Below are 19914 nucleotides of genomic sequence, written 5' to 3'. Positions count from 1 at the left end.
CCTAGAGGTACTGTCCGGGGCCGTGGTCCGGGTCTTCCGGGCGGCCGGGTGTGGGTGCGCCGGGACGCTGACCGGCGGTGGCCCGCTGCGGTTCACCGTTCTCTCCGATGACCACTCCCGGAGCGATCATGGTGCCCGGCGGCAGCTGCTTGAGCTGCATCTGCGCGACGGCATGCTCCCGCGCCGCATGCTGGGCCGCGATGGCCGTCTGGATACCGTGGAAAAGACCCTCCAGCCACCCCACCAGCTGAGCCTGGGCGATCCGGAGCTCGGCGTCCGACGGTGTGGCATCCTCCGGGAACGGAAGGCTTATCCGTTCCAGTTCATCCACCAGTTCCGGGGCAAGCCCGTCCTCCAGCTCCTTGATGGACCGCTCATGAATCTCGGCCAGGCGTCCGCGGGCGGCCTCGTCCAGCGGCGCCGACTTAACTTCCTCCAGGAGCTGCCGGATCATGGTCCCGATCCGCATCACCTTGGCGGGCTCGTCCACCAAGTCCTGCAGGTTGCTGCCTTTTGGTTTGCCCGGGCCGCCGCCGGCAGCAGCCGGACCGGTTGGGACTGGCCCGGCAACCACCGGCTCGGCCGGGCCCCCGTCCTCGAGCATGGTGCCCTCCACGGGGATATCGTCAGGCTGAGTGTCTTTCGGATCGCTCATGCGTTCATACTCTCACGCGCCGGCGACGCCGGGTCCAGTCCATGACGCCGGACGGCACGTTCAGCAGCACCGCCCCTGGGGGTTGGAGTCCTGGCGGTCCGTATGGTCCCGCCAGAACTCCCGCTCCGTCATCGGCGGCTCCTGGTGCCCGGCCGCCTGCCAGTGCTCAAGGTACTTGGCATACGCATCCGCCCCCATAACGCCGCCCAAGTACCGGGCGAAACCACGGAAGCCACTGGCAACAGCGGCCAGGCCGGCACTCATTAGTTGTGCCCAGCCCTTTCAAACCGCAGCTCGGCGGGCACCTTGTCCCATTCGGCCAGCAGTTCCTTTTCAGCCGGCGTGGGAACCAGCCCGGCAGGAGCGAAGACGCGGGACGGAAGGGCCGGGTCCTCGTTGTCCTGGTTGGTGATCCCCGACTGCTGGTTCCGGAAGGCCTTGATGGTGGCCACAACCGCCATGGCGATCACAATGATGCTGAGCACCACAAAGATCACGGACAGCCAGCCCTGGATGGCGGTGTTGCGCACCACCGCTTCCATGGCGGCCACGCTCTTGGCCGTCCCGAACTCGGTCTTGCCGTCGGCAAGGGCCTTGCTGAACGCCGCATTGTTGGCGAAATAACCGACCGCCGGGGTGGACGAGAAGATCTTCTGGTAGCTGGCGGTGATGGTCACCACAGCCGCAAACGCCAGCGGCACCGCTACGATCCACAGGTACTTGAAGTTCCCCCGTTTGGCCACAATGGCCAGGCAGACGGAGAGCGCAATGGCGGCCAGCAACTGGTTGGCGATGCCGAACAGCGGGAACAGCGTATTGATGCCACCGAGCGGATCCGTCACACCCATCAGGAGCACCAGACCCCAGGCTGCCACCATAATGGCTGTGCACAGCCAGGCACCGGGGCGCCAGGAATGTTCCTTGAACTTCGGGGCAAAGTTACCGATGGAGTCCTGCAGCATAAAGCGCGCCACGCGCGTTCCGGCGTCGACTGCGGTCAGGATGAACAGCGCCTCGAACATGATGGCGAAGTGATACCAGAACGCCATCATTGCCGTACCGCCGACGAACTGCTGCATGATGTGGGCCAGGCCCACAGCGAGGGTGGGTGCGCCGCCGGTGCGGGACACGATGCTTTCCTCGCCCACGTTCTTCGCCGTCTCGGCAAGCAGCTCCGGGCCGATGTTCACGCCGGACAGCCCCAGGCTGTTGACCCAGGCGGCCGCGGTTTCCACCGTCCCGCCGGTGAGGGCGGCAGGCGAGTTCATGGCGAAATAGAGTCCGCGGTCAATGGAGATGGCCGCAACCAGGGCCATGATGGCCACGAAAGACTCCATGAGCATGCCGCCGTAGCCGATGTAGCGCGTCTGGCGTTCCTTCTCCACCAGCTTCGGTGTGGTGCCGGACGAGATCAGCGCATGGAACCCGGACAGGGCGCCACAGGCGATGGTCACAAACAGGAACGGGAACAGCGCGCCAGGGAAGACCGGCCCGTTGTCCCGGCTCGCGAATTCGCTGAAGGCCGGAACTGTGATCTCGGGGCGGACCACGATGATGGCCAGCGCGAGCATCACGATCACGCCGATCTTCATGAACGTGGAAAGGTAGTCACGCGGCGCCAGCAGCAGCCAGACCGGCAGGATGGCGGCGATGAAACCATAGACGATGAGGCCCCAGGCGATGGTGACCTTGTCCAGGGTGAAGAATGCGGCACCCCATTCGGTGTTGGCCACCAGGCCGCCGCCGATGATGGCGGCCATCAGCAGCACGAAGCCGATCAGGGAGACTTCCATGATCTTGCCGGGGCGCAGGAAGCGGAGGTAAACACCCATGAACAGGGCGATCGGGATGGTCATGCCCACCGAGAAGACACCCCAGGGGCTTTCCGCCAGGGCGTTGACCACCACGAGGGCCAGGATGGCGACGATGATGACCATGATCAGGAGTGTGGCTATCAGTGCAGCCGTGCCGCCGATGACGCCGAGCTCTTCGCGCGCCATCTGGCCCAGGGAGCGGCCGCCGCGGCGCATCGAGAAGAACATCACCACGTAGTCCTGAACCGCTCCGGCGAGGACAACACCGATGATGATCCAGATGGTTCCGGGCAGGTAGCCCATCTGGGCGGCCAGGATCGGCCCCACCAGCGGACCCGCGCCGGCAATGGCGGCGAAGTGGTGTCCAAACAGGACGTTGCGGTCCGTCCGGACGTAGTCTTTCCCGTCGGCCTTGTACTCGGCCGGTGTGGCGCGGCGGTCATCGGGTTTGGTGATGTACCGCTCGATGACCTTGGAGTAGAAGCGGTAACCAATCAGGTACGTACAAACCGAGGCAAAAACGAACCAGATGGCGTTCACCGTCTCGCCCCGGATGATGGCCACCATAAACCAGGCCACACCGCCGAGCAGCGCGATGGCTGCCCAGAGGGCGATCTTGGCCGGCGTCCATTTGTTCTCTTCAGCCTCCCGCACAGCGTCATCCACTGCGGTGGGTGGCAGGTCCGGGCTGGCCGTCAGCGGACCGCCCCGTTTCGCTGAACCTGCCGGTTCCTCAGGCCTGTTGGCCATGTCTCCTCCTCGAGAATTCCTGCTTCGATCGGTTGCTCCAAGGCACCCTACCAATGCGGCCCAGCCGCAAATGCAGCCCTGCGCCAGCGGTCGGCGTCCATGCGGTGAACGGCAGGCTGGAGGCGCTCAGTGACGGACCTCGTGCCTCTTACCGTAGGCCCGCGCCGGCCTTTGGCAAAGACCCAACTCCATAACGGAGCGTGACGGCCACTTACCTCCGCTTTTCCGCTGAGAGCGGGTGAGCCTCTTCCGGCGTGACCCCGTTGGACGATTTGCGGGTACCCGCCTGGCCGGTCGCGCCCAGGGAGGCAGCCTGCGCCTGCTGCACCATCCTCGCTTCACACAGGTCCAGCCAGCGGACCTCCGCTTCAGTCTGGAAGATCAGCGAATCGAGCACCAGCAGCCAGGCGGTGTCCGCCGCCCGCTGAGTAGCGGCGGTGTCCCGCCGGGACTTGGTGTAGTCCTGGAGCGCGCGGATGGAGGCCACCCGCTGTGCCTGGATGATGGCCTGCACATCCACGCCCGGAAGAGTGACCGCGAGCGCGAGTTTAATGGCGAGCTCATTGCGCGGCGGGTTGGCGCGCTCCACGGGGGCGGCAAACCAGCCCTCCACCTCAGCCTTCCCTGCCGTAGTGATGCTGTAGACCACGTGGCCTTCGCCGTCGCCGCCGTCGTTGCTGACCAGCCCGTCGCGTTCCAAGCGGTCCAGGGTTGTGTAGACCTGCCCGATGTTCAGCGGCCAGGTGGCGCCGGTGCGGTTCTCGAACTCAACGCGGAGCTGGTAGCCATAGCGCGGCTGGTCCTGCAGCAGGGCGAGGAGGCTGTGGCGGATGGACACCCTTACATCACCAGCAGGATCTTGCCCACGTGATCGCCGCTGTCGAAGTAGCGGTGCGCTTCGCTGACCTGCTCGAGCGGGAAGGTCTTAGCCACCAACGGGCGGATCCTGCCGTCAGCAATCAGCGGCCAGACCGATTCGCGCACCGCACTCATGATGGCGCCCTTCTCCTCGACCGGGCGCGGCCGCAGGGCCGTGGCCACCACGGCGGCGCGTTTGCGCAGGAGCTGGCCGAGATCCAGCTCCCCCTTGGCGCCGCCCTGCAGTCCAATCACCACCAACCGGCCGTAATCGGCGAGCGCATCAACGTTTTGCGCCAGGTACTTGGCCCCTACGACGTCGAGGATGACGTCGGCTCCCTTGCCCTCGTTCTGACGGCGCAGGCTGTCCGGAAAGTCTTCCTCTTTGTAATTGATGGCAATGTCCGCGCCCAGGAAAGCCTTGGCCGTACCCACTTTCTCGTCTGTCCCTGCAGTGGTGGCCACCTTGGCGCCGAAGGCCTTGGCCAGCTGGATGGCCATGGTGCCGATGCCCCCGGTGGCGCCGTGGATCAGGACGGTCTCGCCCGGCTGCAGCTGGGCCGTCATGATCAGGTTCGAATACACCGTGGCCGTCACCTCCGGCAAGGACGCGGCAGTGACCAGGTCAACGCCGTCGGGAATCCTCAGTACCTGCTCGGCGGGCACGGCAACCTTTTCCGCGTAACCCCCGCCGGCCAGCAGGGCCACAACCTTGTCTCCCACCGAGAAGGCCTTGGCGACGCCGGGACCGAAGCCTGCGATCCTGCCCGAGACCTCGAGCCCGGGGATCTCCGATGCGCCGGGCGGCGGCGGATAAAAGCCCCGCCGCTGCTGGACGTCTGCGCGGTTCAGGCCCGCAGCGACGACGTCGATCAACACTTCGCCCTGCCCGGGGACCGGGTCGCTAACTTGGCGGACTTCCAGCACCTCCGGGCCACCCGGTTCGGCGATGTAGACGGCTTTCATGGCAACTCCCGTTTTCTAGCTAATTCGTGCCCCGGAAACCAGTCTGCACCGGAGGCGCGGCAGACTCTGTTTTGTTGCAGCCAACTGCCTATGAAACACTACTCGTTAGGGAAGGTTGTCCGAGCGGCCGAAGGAGCTAGTCTTGAAAACTAGTGTGCGGTAACCCCGTACCAAGAGTTCGAATCTCTTACCTTCCGCGACAGGAACCCCGGTCCGCCAGCAATGGCGGACCGGGGTTCCGTCGTTTCCGGGGCTAATGCAGCGGTCAACGGGCCATTGAAACTGTCAGGGCCCCCGCATAGGGTCATTCGTGTCGCCACCCCTTCAACGAAAGAGTCCACTATGCCTGCACCTGAGAGCACCCCCGGCGCACCCTGCTGGATTGACCTGATGACGTCAGATATCGCCAAAGCGCGCCACTTCTACGGTGAACTCTTCGGCTGGGAGTACCAGGCCGGAGACGAGGAAAAGTATGGCGGCTACACCACTGCCCGGAAGAACGGCAAGATGGTGGCCGGCCTCATGCAGAAGGATGCGGAACAGGCTGGCATGCCGGACATGTGGTCCACCTACCTCCGATCGGACGACGCGGCGGCCACCGCCGCAGCAGTGACAGCCAACGGGGGTCAGGTGTTCATGCCGCCCATGGATGTCCCGGAACAGGGCCATATGGCGGTCTTCGGCGACGCCTCGGGCGCGGCCGTGGGTGTGTGGCAGCCCCGTGAAATGCGGGGGTATGAACTGGTTGCCGAGCCCGGTGCTGCCGCGTGGCATGAACTTCACACCAAGGACTACGACGCCGCCGTCAGGTTTTACCAAAACGTCTTCAATTGGGATACGGACGTCATGAGTGACACCCCGGAATTCCGCTACACCACCCTGGGCGCCGGAGATTCCGCCAAGGCAGGCATCATGGACGCGTCCGCCTACCTGCCGGCCGAGGTTCCATCGAACTGGCAGGTCTACTTCAATGTGGAAGACACCGACGCCTCGATCGAAAAGGCCGTGTCCATGGGCGCCACCGTCCTCGACGGCCCCCAGGACTCTCCTTTCGGACGCGTGGCCATGCTGGCGGACCCCACCGGAGCAATCTTCAAAATCATTGCGTAAGTAAATTCCTTCGAAAAATACCGGCCGGCAGCTTCCCTCAAAGCTACCGGCCGGTATTCTTTTGTGATGGCCGACACCTGAGGGGGCTCGGCCACCTTTCACCCTGCAACCCCACGCCGCAAGCAGCGCTACACAGGGAATCAACCCTGCGTTCATCCAGTGCTGATTTGCTGTGCCGGACCCCACTTGACCAGGAGCGGAGTCCGGCTTCCTGCCTCTGGGCACAACCCGGGAGCGTTCCATCGGGTCCCCAATCCGGGACACCCCTATGAAAGTTAGAGCGGATGCAAAACACACCTTGGAATTTAGCGCTGGGCACCGCGCTGTCCGTGGGGCTCATCGCAGCTCCGCTGGCAGCGGTGCCTGCCGCCGCAGCGGAGGTCTCACCAGCTGCCGGCACCTCACCCGTTGTGATCAGCGAGGCCTATCTCAGCGGCGGCAGCGCCGGAGCGGCCTACAAGAACAAGTTCGTGGAACTGTACAACACCTCGGACGCCCCGGTCTCGCTTGACGGCTGGTCCGTCCAATACCGTGCCGCCCCCGGCACGGCCGCTCCCACGGGTGTCGCCCCGCTGGCCGGCTCCATTCCGGCCAAGGGCCACTTCCTGGTGAAGGGCAGCACCAACAACAGCACCTCAACGGCGCCGGACCTGCCGGCCGCCGACGTCGATGCCGGGAACTTCAACCCCTCAGGCGCCAGCGGAACCATCGTCCTGGCCAAGCAGGCTACGGCCCTGACCGGCCTCGCAACCGGCTCCGTCATCGAGACGGCAGGCGTCGCAGACCTGCTGGGGTACGGCGCGTCAAACACGTTCGAAACCAAGGCCGCCACGGCACCGGCGGGCAACACGGACGTCAAGAGCCTGAACCGCACCGGCTTCGCGGACAGCAACAACAACTCCGCCGACTTCACGCTCAGCGCAACCATCACTCCCCAGGGCGCCGGCACGGCGACTCCGCCAGTGGACCCGCCGGTCGATCCCCCCGCGGACCCGGGCACCCCGGTCCTGAAGACCATCGCAGAAATCCAGGGCACCGGCGTCAAAAGCCCGCTGACCGGGGCTACTGTCACCACCCAGGGCAAGGTCACCGCAGTCTTCCCCACCGGCGGACTGAACGGCTACTACCTCCAGACCGCGGGCACCGGCGGTGACCTGACGGCCACCAATCACGCTGCGTCCGACGGCATCTTTGTGTACTCCCCCGCCACCGCGGCTGCAGTCCAGACCGGAGACTACGTTCAGGTCACCGGAGTCGTCAGCGAGTACTTCGGCATGACACAGCTCAACGTCAACGCTGCTGCTGGCCTCACCAAGCTCGCTGAGGCTGCCCCCGAGGTCAAGCCCACCACGTTCACGCTGCCGGCCAACGAGACCTTCCGGGAATCCCTCGAAGGAATGCTGCTGGCACCCCAGGGACCGCTCACTGTCACGGACAACTACAGCCTGAACCAGTACGGTGAGATCGGCCTGGCCGGCGGGACCACTCCCTTGGTCCAGCCCACCGCCGTCGCGCCCTTCGGTTCGGCGGAATACAACGCCGCGGTGGCGGACAACGCCGCCCGCGGCATCAAGCTCGACGACGGCTCCAGCACGAACTTCCTCAAGGATGCCAGCACCAAGGCGCAGGTTCTCCCGTACCTGACGGCCACGGACCCCGTCCGCGTCGGCTCCCCGGCGACGTTCACCACCAACGTGGTGCTCGGCTACACAAACAACTCCTGGAAATTCCATCCGCTGACCCACCTCACCGAGGCCAACAAGGACACTGTCCAGCCGGCCACGTTCGGCGCCACGCGCTCCGAAGCTCCGGCCACCGTGGGCGGCAACCTTAAGATCGCCTCCTTCAACGTGCTGAACTACTTCCCCACCACCGGCGACACGATCGCCGGCTGCAAGTTCTACACCGACCGGGCGGGCAACCCGATCACCGTCAGCGGCGGCTGCGACGTCCGCGGCGCCGCCAACGCCGAGAACTTCAAGCGCCAGCAGGACAAGATCGTTGCCGCCATCTCGAAGTCCGGTGCCGACGTCGTCTCCCTCATGGAAGTCGAAAACTCGGCTCAGTTCGGCAAGACCCGGGACGATGCCCTCGCCAAACTGGTGGACGCCCTGAACATTGAAACCCCCGGCATCTGGGACTACGTGCGCACACCCGCGAACGCTCCCCCGCTGGCCGATGAGGACATGATCCGTACTGCCTTCATCTTCAAGAAAGCCAGTGCAGAGCCGGTGGGCGAGTCAATCATCCTCAACGACACCACCGCCTTCGCCAATGCCCGCAAGCCGCTCGCCCAGGTCTTCAAGCCCGTCGGTGCTGCCGAGGACAAGAAGTTCATCGCCATCGCCAACCACTTCAAATCCAAGGGCTCCGCAGCCACCCCGGAGGACACGGACAAAGGCCAGGGCGCCTCAAACCTGGCCCGAACTGCCCAGGCGCAGTCCCTGCTGGCCTTCTCGGACGAACTGCAGAAGTCCAAGGGCACCAACAAGGTCTTCCTGATCGGCGACTTCAACTCCTACGCCCACGAAGACCCGATGAACGTGTTCCGGTCCGCCGGGTACGTCAACCGGGACGAGAAAGCCAAAAACGCCGACGGATCCGCGAAGCACTCCTACCTCTTCGGCGGCCTCGTGGGTTCCCTGGATCACATCGTCGCCTCACCGGCGGCCAACGCCGTTGTCACGGGCGCGGACATCTGGAACATCAACTCCGTTGAATCCGTGTCGCTCGAGTACAGCCGGTACAACAACAACGTCACCAACTACTACGCGCCGGACCAGTTCCGCGCCAGCGACCACGACCCCGTGGTAGTGGGCCTGGATCTTCCCGCCACACCCGCCAGCGTTGACCTGAACTTCCTGGGCATCAACGACTTCCACGGGCGCATCGACTCGAACACCGTGCAGTTCGCCGGGACCATCGAGCAGCTGCGCGCCAAGGCTTCCCCGGGTGCAACTGCCCTGCTGTCCGCAGGGGATAACATCGGCGCCTCGCTGTTCGCCTCGGCCGTCGCCAAGGACCAGCCCACCATCGACGTCCTCAACGCCCTGGAACTGAAAGCCTCCGCCGTGGGCAACCACGAGTTCGACGGCGGCTGGGCAGACCTGCGCGACCGCGTCATCGCGGGCGGCAGCAACGCCGCGTTCCCGTACCTGGGTGCGAACGTGTACAAGAAGGGCACCACCGAGCCGGCCCTGCCCGAGTTTACGGTTCTGGACATGAACGGCGTGAAGGTGGCCGTCATCGGCACCGTCACCCAGGAGGTCCCCTCCCTGGTAAGCCCCGGCGGCATCGCAGACCTGGACTTTGGCGACCCGGTGGAGGCCATCAACAGGGCAGCAGCAAAAATCACGGCGGAGAACCTCGCCGACGTGATCATCGCTGAAAACCACGACGGCGCCGGATCCGGCACCCCCGACGGCACCACCCTGGAGCAGGAACTCGCAGCCGGCGGCCCGTTCGCCAAGCTAGTCAACGAAACCTCCGCAGACGTGGACGCCATCTTCACGGGCCACACGCACAAGGAATACGCCTGGGACGCCCCGGTTCCTGGCCAGGCAGGCAAGACCCGCCCGATTGTCCAGACCGGAAACTACGGCGAGAACATCGGCCAGATCCAGTTGACCGTGGACACTGCCACCAAGAACGTCACCGCGTACAAGGCCGGCAACGTCAAGCGCACCACAGCGTTGGCCTCCGACCTGGTGAAGGAGTACCCGCGGGTCGCGGCTGTTGATGCGATCGTCAAGAAGGCCCTCGCCGCCGCGGCCGAAGTCGGCAACCAGCCCATCGGTTCTGTAACCAAGGACATCACCACGGCGTTCTCGCCGGATCCCGCCGGCGGTCCGGCCAAGCGCGATGACCGCGGCAGCGAATCCACGCTGGGCAACCTCGTGGCGGACTCGCTGGTGGATGCACTCAAGGACACGAACCTCGGGGGCGCAGAAATCGGCGTCGTCAACGCCGGCGGCCTCCGCAACGAGCTTTACTACGCACCGGACGGCACCATCACCTACGCCGAGGCGAATGCAGTACTGCCGTTCGTGAACAACCTGTGGACCACGTCCCTGACCGGCGCGCAGTTCAAGGTCCTGCTGGAGCAGCAGTGGCAGACCAACGCTGACGGCACGGTTCCCAGCCGCGCCTACCTGCAGCTGGGCCTGTCCAAGAACGTCAACTACACCTACGACGCATCCCGTGCCGCCGGTGACCGGATCACCTCGATCCGGGTGGGCGACGCCCTGATCGATCCCGCGAAGTCCTACCGTGTGGGAACGTTCAGCTTCCTGGCCCAGGGCGGTGACAACTTCCGGATTTTCAAGGAAGGCGCCACCACCAAAGACTCCGGCCTGATCGACCGCGACGCGTGGATCAAGTACCTGCAGGCGCAAAGCCCGGTTTCGCCGGACTTCGCCCGCCGCTCCGTCGCCGTGGTCAACACCACGGCCGCCGAGGTCAAGGCCGGGGACGCCATCACCCTGGCGGTATCCAAGCTGGACCTGACGTCGCTGGGCAGCCCGGTCAACACCTCGCTGCGCGCGGAGTTCACCGACGCCGCAGGCACTGTAACCCTGCTCGGCAGCGTGCCGGTCACTGCGGGCGCGGCCACGGTGGACCTTCAGGTGCCGGCAGGAGCGGCCGCGGGAACGGGCACCCTGGTGCTCACCGCCGTCGAGTCCGGCACCGTGGTCAGGACCGACGTCAAGGTGGCGGCCAGTGTCCCGGCCCAGCCGGTCTGCACGGCACCGGTCAAGCCCGCACGCCCCGGCGACCTCGTTGGCCAGGTCAACTACGGCAGCGCCATGGCCGCCTATCGCCACTGCCTGAACGGCGCGAAGGGCTAGCTCCTCCGCATTAGGCCAACGCGGGGTCACTTCGCGCCCAATCCGGAGAGGATTTCGGGCGTAAAGTGACCCCGCGTTGGTTAAGGTTCACGCGTTGGTTTAAGCTCCTACGCGCCCAGGATGGCCTGCGCGATTTCGTCGGCGTCGCGGAGGGTCCGCTGCCCGCTGGCGTAGACGGGTCCGCCGGGCTGGACCGCTTCGGCTGCAATGGCCGTGCCCCACTGGGTGGCGGAAAGCTGCAGGCCCAGAACGTACAAACCGTCCGTTACGGAGCCGTTGGCCGCCACGGGACGGTACGGATGCGGCCTGACGTCCAGGCCGGTCGCCTCCACCGGGGCACCCTCCGCCGTCATCATCAGCCGCGGACGCACCAGTCCGTCGTCGAGGAGCTGCTGCAGCAGCGGGGAGTCGTTGGCGGCAACCCGGTTGGCAGGTGCCAGGGCCTCGACCATCGTTGTCGCGGTTACCGGCTGGCCGCCCACCCATGGCGAGACGGCGGTGAAGCGGCGTGCCCGGCGGTCCACGCTAAACCGGGGATCGGGGCCCACAAAGCTCACCACCCCCGTGCGCGCCAGTGCAGCCAGCTGTTCAGCGCGCAGCGCGGGCGGCCCGCTGGCCAGGCCCTCCACGAACGACTCAAACCAGCCCCGCAGGCCGGCCACCCAGGACTCGTCGGTGATGCCGCCGTCGGCCACTGCCGTCTTCAGCACCGCCCGCCCGCGGTGCAGCGCCCCGATGGCCATTTTGACCGGGTCCTGCTCACCCAGTGCGGAGCGGCGGGCGTCATCGAGGAGGTAATCGACGACGGCGGCGTCCAGGTCCGCGCGCGACGGGAACGACCGGCCCGCGAGAGGGGATGCAAGGCCCAGCAGGTCCAGCCGGTGCCGCGGACCGACGTGCACGGCCAGCACACTCTCCACCGCGTCTTCCCAGTTGGTCGAACTGTGGGCGTGCGGCCGCATGGCCTCATCCAGGGCAGCGAGGAACGCCGGCACGTCCGGGACGGCACCCGGCTGCGAGCGCACCAGGGTGGAGTAGTAGGCCCAGAGGGTGTCACGGTGCAGCAGCGGCCAGAGGTCGTGGTCGAACCCGGGGAGGATGCCGGCGGCCGCGAACCGCTCCAGCGACGCTTCGGTCAGGTACCGCAACGTGACCGACGACGGGTAGTAACCGTCCAGCGCAGCTTTGGCGCGGTAGGGGGTACCTCTGCGGGAGGCGGCAATGATGAGCGGTTCCTGGCCGGACGGCTGGTACTCCAGCCCCGCGCCGGCGTCGATGAACTTCCCGCCCCTGCCCTCGGTGAGCTGGCCCATGGCGTCGAAGAAGTTCAGGCCCATGCCGCGGACCAGGACGGGCTCGCCGGCCGGGATGGCGGACCAGTCCACGTCGGCGGGCACGGCGGGCGGGAGGTAGCGCAGGCCCAGCTGGCCGGCCGAGGCCTGGAGTTCGCGCTGCTCCAGGTTGAGCCGGGACGGAATGTGCCCGAGGGCGAGGACCACGGAATCCACCGTGAGCGAACCGCCGCTGCCGAGTCCGACGTCGAGCGCGTCCCCCGTCCGGTGCACCGACTCAGCCGCCGTCTCATGAAAAGCGACAGTGACGCCGTCGGGCAGCCTTCCGAGGAGTTCCTCCACGGTGCAGCGAAGGTAGCGGCCGTACAGTGCACGGCTCGGAAAGTCACGGGATTCGAGGACGGCCAGCTCCTCCAGTTCCTCCGGCGTCAGGGTGGGCGACGGATCGGTCCGCTGGCGGGCACGCCACTGGTCGAACGTGGCGCCCGCCAGGGGCGCCGGGAGCCGGGGGTCTTCGGGAATTATCGTGGGGTAGAAGGACTGGGTGTTCATGAGGTACAGCCGGGACTGCGCCGGCTGCCAGACGTGCCCCGGGCCTGCCGGATAGGGGTCGATGACGTCGATGTGGACGGCGACGGAGCCGCTGAGGGTGGCGGCGTGGGCGAGCAGACGCTCCAGAACGCTGGTACCGCGGGGGCCTGCGCCGATGATGGCTGCCCGGATGCTCGTCGATTTACCCACGGAATCCAGAGTATCCGCCCGAACCCGGGCCCTTTGACGAGCGTTTGACTTGCTTGCCGGCCGGAGATGTTGTTTGGATGGGGCGCATGACCACCACTGCAGCTGATCAAGCGCCCGGTTCATCGTCCGCTTCCACCCCCACGCCCACCGGAACTGTCCAACCGGGGGTTGGGTCGGGGGTTGCGCCGGAGCCTCCCGATGAGAACGTTTGGCTGGAGGATATCTACGGCGAGGATCCCCTGGCCTGGGTCCGGGAACAGAATGCGCGTACCGAGGACCTCCTGGAGGACGCTGAGTACGCGGTCCTCGAGGGACGCATCCTCGAAGTGCTGGACTCCACCGACCGGATCGCCATGGTGGGCAAGCGCGGCGACTGGTACTACAACTTCTGGAAGGACCGTGCGAACCCCAAGGGGCTGTGGCGCCGCACCACGTGGGAAAGTTACCTGACCGACTCCCCGGAGTGGGATGTGCTGCTGGATGTGGATGCACTGGCCGCCGCCGAGGGGGTGGAGTGGGTGTTCCACGGGGCCACGTTCCTGCGCCCGAAAACCGGCGCACCGTACCGTCAGGCGCTGGTGGCGCTGTCCCCCGACGGGGGCGACGCCAACCGCTACCGCGAGTTCGACGTGGACGCCCGAACCTTTGTGGACCCGGCAGCCGGCGGTTTTGACCTGCCGACGGCGAAGGGCAACGTCTCCTGGCTGGACGCGGACACCCTGCTGGTCGCCTCCACGGCGGAGGACCTGCCGCGCACGGCGTCCGGATATGCCCGCACCGCCGTCACACTGCGGCGCGGCGAAGCCCTTGGCGCGGCTTCCCCTTTGTTTGAGGTCCCCGAGGCCCACATGATGGCCGTGGTGGCCCACGATTCCACCCCCGGGTTCGAGCGAACGTTCGCCGTAGACTACGTCGACTTCTACAACCGCAGCACCTTCGTCCGGTCCGCTGACACATGGGTGGAGATCGAGGCGCCCACCGACGTGAACCTCAGCGCGCACCGCGAGTGGCTGCTGTTCCGGCCGCAGCAGGACTGGGCCCTTGACGGCGAAACCTATCCCGCCGGCTCGCTGCTGGCCGCCAAGTTCGACGACTACCTGGCCGGGTCACGGGACCTGCTGGTGCTGTTTTCCCCGGATGCGCACACATCGCTGCAGTCCTGGAGCTGGACACGGAACTTCCTGCTGTTGAACCTGCTGCGCGACGTCTCGTCCGAAATCCGGGTCCTGGATCCTTCCATGCCGGCCTCCTCCGCCCCTGCTGTCTCGGCTGGCGGGGCTGTAACCGACTCTGCTTCCGGAGCGTGGGCTTCCTCCCTGCTGGATGCCTGCGCGCCGCTGCACGACGTCAATGCCTACGCCGTGGATGATGAGGATGAAGGCCCGGTCGACGGCGGTGCGGGCGACGATTTCTGGCTGGTCGCCACCGGCTTCACCACCCCCAGCACGCTGATGCGCGGAACGCTGGAGCGGGCTGCTCCCGGGAGCGCTGCCGAAGTAAGCACTGCCGCCGTAAGCACCGGCGTAGTGAGCCGGCACGCCCAGGTGAAGGCATCGCCGTCGTTCTTTAACGAGGCCGACTACGAAGTCGAGCAGCACTTCGCGGTGTCCGCGGACGGCACCCGCGTTCCCTACTTCCAGGTGGCCGCCCGCGGCCTGGTCCTGGACGGCCAAAACCCCACCCAGCTCTCCGGCTATGGCGGCTTCGAAGTCTCCCGCACCCCGGCCTACAGCGGGACGGTGGGCCGCGCCTGGCTGGAGCGCCGGACGGCCGTGACCGGCGATGCCGGCGAGCCGCAGCACTCCCGCGGCGGCGTGTATGTGGTGGCCAACATCCGCGGCGGCGGCGAGTACGGACCGGGCTGGCACCGGGCCGCGCTGAAGGAGAACCGGCACCGGGCCTTCGAGGACTTCGCGGCGGTGGCCAGGGACCTCGTGTCCCGCGGCGTCACCTCCCGCGAGCGGCTGGGCTGCGTGGGCGGATCCAATGGCGGACTTCTGGTGGGCAACATGCTCACCAGCTACCCGGAACTGTTCGGGGCAGTCTCCTGCGGGGTTCCCCTGCTGGATATGCGCCGCTACACCAAGCTCTCCGCCGGGCACTCGTGGATTGCTGAATACGGCGACCCGGACGTGCCGGAGGAATGGGAGTACATCAGGACGTTCTCGCCGTACCACCTGCTCCGGGACGGCGTGGAGTACCCCGAGACGTTCATTTGGACTGCCACCTCCGATGACAGGGTTGGCCCGGTCCAGGCGCGCAAGATGGCCGCCCGCATGGAGGCCATGGGGATTCGGAACGTCTGGTTCCACGAGTCGCTGGAGGGCGGTCACGCCGGGGCGTCGGACAACCGGCAGGCTGCCGCGCTGCAGGCCCGGAGCCAGCACTTCCTCTGGCGTGCCCTGGCTGGCGGCTGATGCCCAGCTTGTCCGTGCGGCGGGCGGGGCCGCCAGACGTTGCACGCCTGGCAGAGGTCCACGTCCGCTGCTGGCAGGAAACGTACCGCAGCATGCTGTCCGATGCCTTCCTGGCTGCCGTGGATCCGGCCGGCCGGCTGGCGCTGTGGCAGCAGCTTCTGGACCGGCCTGAACCCGCGTAGGCCTGGGTGGCGTGCGACGACGGCGTGGTGGGTGGGAGGGCGGCCAGCCTGTGGGTTGCGGCAGACAACCGCAAGGCCGTCGGCTTCTACACCCGGCTCGGCTTTACGCCCGACGGCGCCGAGGACACCATCGCGGACTGGGAAGGTCTCCGCGAAATCAGGATGGTCCGCCCCGCGCAGCCGGCGGCCTGAAGCAACGCGGGGTCACTTTCCGCCCGATAACCAGCCTTTTATTGGCGTGGAGTGACCCCGCGTTGGCCGTTTTGCGCTCGGTGCCCGCTTCTGCGTATCCTTGGTGGGCTAGGAATAGCAATTGGAGACGTGCCAGAGCGGCCGAATGGGCTTCACTGCTAATGAAGTGTGGGGCACAACTCCACCGGGGGTTCAAATCCCCCCGTCTCCGCGTTTGGCCCCGGTCCTGGACCGGGGCCTTTTGCGTCCCCGCGCCTGGGTCTGTTGCACCCTCCTCGCCCAACTGGGCAGCAGCAGATGTCTTTTGAGCCTTCATGACGGCATCAACTGCCACTTCCATGGGCGACGGGCGGCCCGGCGATGGCAGGATAATGGGATGGCATCAAGCAGCGTCCCGGCGCCCGAACCCGGCACAAGCCCCGCGTGGAATCCGCGCCTGGCGCTGTTGGTAGCGGCCACGCTCTTTATGGAATTTCTGGATGGCACCATCCTCACCACCGCCATCCCCAACATCGCAGGCGACTTCGGCGTACCCCCCGCGGACGTGAACATCACCATGACCGCCTACCTCATGACCGTGGCGATGGGGATCCCCTTGAGCGGCTGGCTCGCGGAGCGTGTGGGTGCGCGGAAGGTCTTTTGCGTGGCCATCACCCTTTTCACGCTCGCGTCGCTGGCCTGTGCACTGAGCCCCGACCTGGCGGTGCTCACTGTCAGCCGGATTGTGCAGGGCGCCGGCGCGGCAATGATGGTGCCGGTGGGAACGCTCCTGGTGCTTCGCGGCACCCCCAAATCTGAACTGCTGCGCGCGACGGCGTTTCTGGTGTGGCCTGCGTTGTTGGCGCCGGTGCTCGCTCCGCTCGTCGGCGGTGCCCTCACGACGTATCTGTCCTGGCACTGGATCTTCCTCATCAACCTGCCGCTGGGAGCGGCCGCCTTCATCACGGCATTGAGGATTGTTCCGGCTGTTCCCGGGGATCCGGGGCGGAGGCTGGACTGGCTGGGGCTGGTCCTCACCACCGCGGGAGTGGGCTCCCTCGTGGTGGGCCTGGAGTTGGCAACGGCGCACCCGGACGGGCCATGGGCCGCGATCTCAGCGCTGGCGGGCCTGGCCGCCGTCGTCTGCGCGGTCCTGTGGATGAGGCGCGCCAAAACCCCGCTCTTTGATCTTTCGGTGTTTCGCACCCGGACGTTCCGGGCGATGGCCACGGGCGGGTTTGTGTACCGGCTGACCATCAGCTCTGTCCCTTTCCTGCTGCCGCTGATGTTCCAGACGGGCTTCGGCTGGTCCCCGCTGCATGCCGGGATCATGGTGGCGGCTGTGTTCATCGGCAACATCGGCATCAAACCTGCCACCACACCGCTGATCCGCCGCTTCGGTTTCCGCGCCATGCTGGTCCTGGGCTCGCTGGCGTCCGCGGTCACCTTCGCGTTGTGTGCCCTGCTCACCCCTGACACTCCGCAGGCCCTGATTTTCGCCCTGCTTGTGTGCAGCGGGGCTTTCCGCTCGATCGGCTTTTCGGCTTACGCCTCGGTGCAGTACGCGGACATTGTGCCCGCGCAGCTGACGTCCGCCAATTCGGTGTCAGCCACGTTGGTTCAGCTGGCCGCCGGTTCCGGCATCGCTGTGGGCGCGCTGCTCATCCGCGTCTTCGACGGTGTAACGGTTTTTGATGCGGATGCCGCCGGGCCGTTCCGTGGCGCGTTCCTGACCATGGCAGTCCTGATGCTCTTGAGCACCGCGGACAGCCTGTCGTTGCATCGACAGGCCGGCGCGGAAGTCAGCCGTCCCGGCGATCCGGAACTCAGCCGGTCAGGCCACGCAGATCTTGGACGTCAGACAGTCACCCCGCCTGCCCCAGGACCAACGGAAGAACAGCGCCCGCTCCGGCCTGGCGCAGGGCGCGTCCGGCGACAGTAAGGCTCCACCGGCTATCCACCAGATCGTCGATCAGCATCACGCCCTGGCCACGGAGCGCCGCCACCGCTGCCTCGAGTTCGGGTCCCACAACCAAACGGTCCCAGACCCCCGCCAGCCGGTAGGCGCTGTTCCCGCCCCGGGTTCCCGTAGGTCCGCCGTGGCCAAGAGACAGTTCCCCGAGATAGGGCATCCTGCCGATTTCCGAGATCCCCTGTGCCAGGGAGCGGACCAATTCGGGTTTGCTCCGGGACGGCATGCTGACGATCGCCGCCGGCCGTCCCGCGCCGCTCCAGCCCGGGGTACGGGCATCTCCGGTGGCCCATTCGCGCAGGACCTGAACGCAGGCCTGGAGCATGGCCGGGTCCACCGGCCGGTCCGCCGCGCCGGCGGCAAAGAGTTCCCGCAATGCCCCGCCCCACCCCAGGTCGGTGAGCCGTGCCAGGATGCGGCCATCGGCAAGCCCATCATCTGCTTTGATCTTGCCCTTCACGGGTACGCCGAGTCGGTCCATGCCGCTGGGCCACTGCAGCCGTGCTTCCAGGACACCCCCGGCCCTGCTCAGGGTCTGGCCCGCGGCTGCCGTGGCCTCGGCGGCAATATCGGCCGGGAACCAGCGGCCGGCGCAGTTGTCGCAGCGCCCGCAGGCGTGCGCCGTCTCGTCATCAAGGACGGAGGTGATGTACTCCATCCGGCAACCGGCAGTGTCCTGGTAAATGACCATGGAGTCCTGCTCGTCCACCCGGGCCTCGGCGATCCTGCTGTAGCGCTCGGCGTCATAGACCCACGGTTTCCCGGTGGAACGCCACCCGCCGCCCACGCGCTCCACCGCACCGTCCACCGCCAGAACCTTCAGCAACAGCTCCAGCGGCGTGCGGCGGAGGTCCACCCGTGCTTCCAAGGCAACTGTGGAAACAGCGGACCCCGCTTCGGCCAGTGCCGTCAGCACCGCCGTGGCCTTCTCCTCAGACGGCATGGACGCCGTTGCAAAGTACTGCCAGATATCGCGGTCCTCGGACCCGGGGAGCAACAGCACGTCGGCATCCGCCGCGCCACGGCCTGCACGGCCCACCTGCTGGTAATACGCCACCGGAGAGGACGGCGCGCCGAGGTGAACCACAAAACCCAGGTCCGGCTTGTCAAAGCCCATGCCGAGCGCCGAGGTGGCTACGAGCGCTTTGACCTGGTTGTCCTTCAGCAGCTGCTCGGCACGCTCCCGGTCCGCGGGGTCTGTCCGGCCGGTGTAGGCCTGGACCTCGTGCCCCGCCTCAGCGAGGAGCCGCGCGGTATCCTCCGCTGCAGAAACGGTCAGCGTGTAGATGATTCCGCTGCCGGGGAGGTCGCCAAGGTGGGTCAGAAGCCAGCCCAGGCGTTGGCGCGAGTCGGGGAGGGTGAGGACGCCCAGCCGGAGGGAATCGCGGCCCAGCGTGCCGCGGATGGTCAGGACACCGGCGCCGAGCTGTTCCTCGATATCGTGGACCACGCGCGAGTTGGCCGTGGCGGTGGTGGCCAGGACGGGCACCGAGTCCGGAAGTTGCGTGATCAGGTCCGCGATGCGCCGGTAATCCGGCCTGAAGTCGTGGCCCCAGTCGGAGATGCAGTGGGCCTCGTCAATGACCAGCAGGCCGGTGCGCCGGATGAGCTCGGGTAACTGGTTCTCGCGGAAGGACGGGTTGGTGAGCCTTTCCGGGGAGACGAGCAGGACGTCCACCTCGTCGGCGGCCAGCTGTTCGCGCACGGAATCCCATTCCAGCTGGTTCGCCGAGTTGATGGCCACGGCACGCACGCCCGCGCGGGCGGCTGCAGCTACTTGGTCCCGCATCAGGGCGAGCAAGGGCGAGACGATCAGGGTGGGTCCGGCGCCGCGGCGCCGGAGCAGCAGTGACGCCACGAAGTACACAGCCGATTTTCCCCAGCCGGTGCGCTGGACCACCAGGGCCCTGCGGCCGCCGTCGACCAGTGCCTCAATCGCCTCGTACTGGCCGTCGTGGAATGCCGCTTCCGGATGCCCCACCAGTTCGCGGAGGACTTCCAGCGCCTGGGCCTTGGTGGTGGACGGCAAGTCAGGGGAAGCGGAAAGAAGGGCGGCGTTCTGGGTATCGACCATTGATTCAGTATCCCAGCCCCCACCGACACCCCATGCCCCGTAGCCGCCCTATGTGGACAACCCCA

General features: G+C 66.7%; 13 protein-coding genes and 2 tRNA genes. 8 read left to right on the top strand and 7 right to left on the bottom strand.

Annotated features, from left to right (window positions below):
* Position 1: 1 nt before the first annotated feature.
* The 5 genes from SBP01_RS03490 to SBP01_RS03470 all read right to left on the bottom strand — a co-directional run bounded on the left by SBP01_RS03490 (position 2) and on the right by SBP01_RS03470 (position 5043).
* A complete protein-coding gene (locus SBP01_RS03490) occupies positions 2–655 on the bottom strand; it encodes a bacterial proteasome activator family protein (protein ID WP_275214743.1) in 654 nt (217 codons plus the stop codon).
* A gap of 60 nt (positions 656–715) precedes the next feature.
* Positions 716–919, bottom strand: coding sequence for a YbdD/YjiX family protein (locus SBP01_RS03485; protein WP_275214742.1), 204 nt, complete (start codon positions 917–919; stop codon positions 716–718).
* Positions 919–3219: a carbon starvation CstA family protein gene (locus tag SBP01_RS03480; RefSeq protein WP_320537494.1), complete on the bottom strand. Its 2301-nt coding sequence runs from the start codon at positions 3217–3219 to the stop codon at positions 919–921. Before SBP01_RS03480 ends, SBP01_RS03485 begins: the two co-directional genes overlap by 1 nt.
* A 211-nt stretch (positions 3220–3430) precedes the next feature.
* Positions 3431–4057 carry a PadR family transcriptional regulator gene (locus tag SBP01_RS03475; protein ID WP_275214740.1) on the bottom strand — a complete coding sequence of 209 codons (627 nt, stop codon included), beginning with the start codon at positions 4055–4057 and terminating at the stop codon, positions 3431–3433.
* Positions 4058–4059: 2 nt separating this feature from the next.
* Positions 4060–5043 carry an NAD(P)H-quinone oxidoreductase gene (locus SBP01_RS03470; protein ID WP_320537493.1) on the bottom strand — a complete coding sequence of 328 codons (984 nt, stop codon included), beginning with the start codon at positions 5041–5043 and terminating at the stop codon, positions 4060–4062.
* Positions 5044–5152: 109 nt separating this feature from the next.
* Here SBP01_RS03470 and SBP01_RS03465 point away from each other — a divergent pair.
* The 3 genes from SBP01_RS03465 (at position 5153) to SBP01_RS03455 (ending at position 11000) form a co-directional block, all read left to right on the top strand.
* A tRNA-Ser gene (locus SBP01_RS03465) sits at positions 5153–5240 on the top strand.
* A gap of 145 nt (positions 5241–5385) precedes the next feature.
* A complete protein-coding gene (locus SBP01_RS03460) occupies positions 5386–6153 on the top strand; it encodes a VOC family protein (RefSeq protein ID WP_320537492.1) in 768 nt (255 codons plus the stop codon).
* A 284-nt stretch (positions 6154–6437) separates the two neighbouring features.
* Entirely contained in the window at positions 6438–11000 is a 4563-nt protein-coding gene (locus SBP01_RS03455) for an ExeM/NucH family extracellular endonuclease (protein ID WP_320537491.1), read from the top strand.
* Positions 11001–11107: 107 nt separating this feature from the next.
* On the opposite strand, the gene SBP01_RS03450 is transcribed toward SBP01_RS03455, so the two are convergent.
* Entirely contained in the window at positions 11108–13033 is a 1926-nt protein-coding gene (locus tag SBP01_RS03450) for an FAD/NAD(P)-binding protein (protein WP_320537490.1), read from the bottom strand.
* A gap of 86 nt (positions 13034–13119) precedes the next feature.
* Between SBP01_RS03450 and SBP01_RS03445 the strand changes: the two genes are divergently transcribed.
* The 5 genes from SBP01_RS03445 to SBP01_RS03425 all read left to right on the top strand — a co-directional run bounded on the left by SBP01_RS03445 (position 13120) and on the right by SBP01_RS03425 (position 17745).
* Complete coding sequence (locus SBP01_RS03445; protein ID WP_320537489.1) at positions 13120–15450, top strand: prolyl oligopeptidase family serine peptidase; 2331 nt, start codon at positions 13120–13122, stop codon at positions 15448–15450.
* A complete protein-coding gene (locus SBP01_RS03440) occupies positions 15450–15632 on the top strand; it encodes a hypothetical protein (RefSeq protein WP_320537488.1) in 183 nt (60 codons plus the stop codon). The genes SBP01_RS03445 and SBP01_RS03440 overlap by 1 nt, the downstream gene beginning before the upstream one ends.
* Positions 15633–15638: 6 nt before the next feature.
* Positions 15639–15824, top strand: a complete 186-nt coding sequence (locus SBP01_RS03435; RefSeq protein ID WP_320537487.1) for a hypothetical protein — start codon at positions 15639–15641, stop codon at positions 15822–15824.
* A gap of 123 nt (positions 15825–15947) precedes the next feature.
* Positions 15948–16035: transfer RNA gene (locus SBP01_RS03430), tRNA-Ser, on the top strand.
* A 165-nt stretch (positions 16036–16200) separates the two neighbouring features.
* Positions 16201–17745: an MFS transporter gene (locus SBP01_RS03425; RefSeq protein WP_320537486.1), complete on the top strand. Its 1545-nt coding sequence runs from the start codon at positions 16201–16203 to the stop codon at positions 17743–17745.
* Here the strand turns inward: SBP01_RS03425 and SBP01_RS03420 are convergent.
* Positions 17669–19849, bottom strand: a complete 2181-nt coding sequence (locus tag SBP01_RS03420) for a RecQ family ATP-dependent DNA helicase (RefSeq protein WP_320537485.1) — start codon at positions 19847–19849, stop codon at positions 17669–17671. The genes SBP01_RS03425 and SBP01_RS03420 overlap by 77 nt on opposite strands.
* Positions 19850–19914 lie beyond the last annotated feature (65 nt).

The organism is Pseudarthrobacter sp. IC2-21 (assembly GCF_034048115.1).
GTDB classification, from domain to species: domain Bacteria; phylum Actinomycetota; class Actinomycetes; order Actinomycetales; family Micrococcaceae; genus Arthrobacter; species Arthrobacter naphthalenicus.
Note: the sequence above shows the minus strand (reverse complement) of the source record. Positions and strands in the feature narration are given on the sequence as shown.

What these genes read in the sequence shown, in the direction of transcription:
- SBP01_RS03485 (WP_275214742.1), bottom strand. Translation starts at nt 919, where the DNA reads ATGAGTGCCGGCCTGGCCGCTGTTGCCAGTGGCTTCCGTGGTTTCGCC.
- SBP01_RS03490 (WP_275214743.1), bottom strand. Translation starts at nt 655, where the DNA reads ATGAGCGATCCGAAAGACACTCAGCCTGACGATATCCCCGTGGAGGGC.
- SBP01_RS03455 (WP_320537491.1), top strand. Translation starts at nt 6,438, where the DNA reads ATGCAAAACACACCTTGGAATTTAGCGCTGGGCACCGCGCTGTCCGTG.
- SBP01_RS03425 (WP_320537486.1), top strand. Translation starts at nt 16,201, where the DNA reads ATGGCATCAAGCAGCGTCCCGGCGCCCGAACCCGGCACAAGCCCCGCG.
- SBP01_RS03445 (WP_320537489.1), top strand. Translation starts at nt 13,120, where the DNA reads ATGACCACCACTGCAGCTGATCAAGCGCCCGGTTCATCGTCCGCTTCC.
- SBP01_RS03420 (WP_320537485.1), bottom strand. Translation starts at nt 19,849, where the DNA reads ATGGTCGATACCCAGAACGCCGCCCTTCTTTCCGCTTCCCCTGACTTG.
- SBP01_RS03440 (WP_320537488.1), top strand. Translation starts at nt 15,450, where the DNA reads ATGCCCAGCTTGTCCGTGCGGCGGGCGGGGCCGCCAGACGTTGCACGC.
- SBP01_RS03480 (WP_320537494.1), bottom strand. Translation starts at nt 3,219, where the DNA reads ATGGCCAACAGGCCTGAGGAACCGGCAGGTTCAGCGAAACGGGGCGGT.
- SBP01_RS03470 (WP_320537493.1), bottom strand. Translation starts at nt 5,043, where the DNA reads ATGAAAGCCGTCTACATCGCCGAACCGGGTGGCCCGGAGGTGCTGGAA.
- SBP01_RS03460 (WP_320537492.1), top strand. Translation starts at nt 5,386, where the DNA reads ATGCCTGCACCTGAGAGCACCCCCGGCGCACCCTGCTGGATTGACCTG.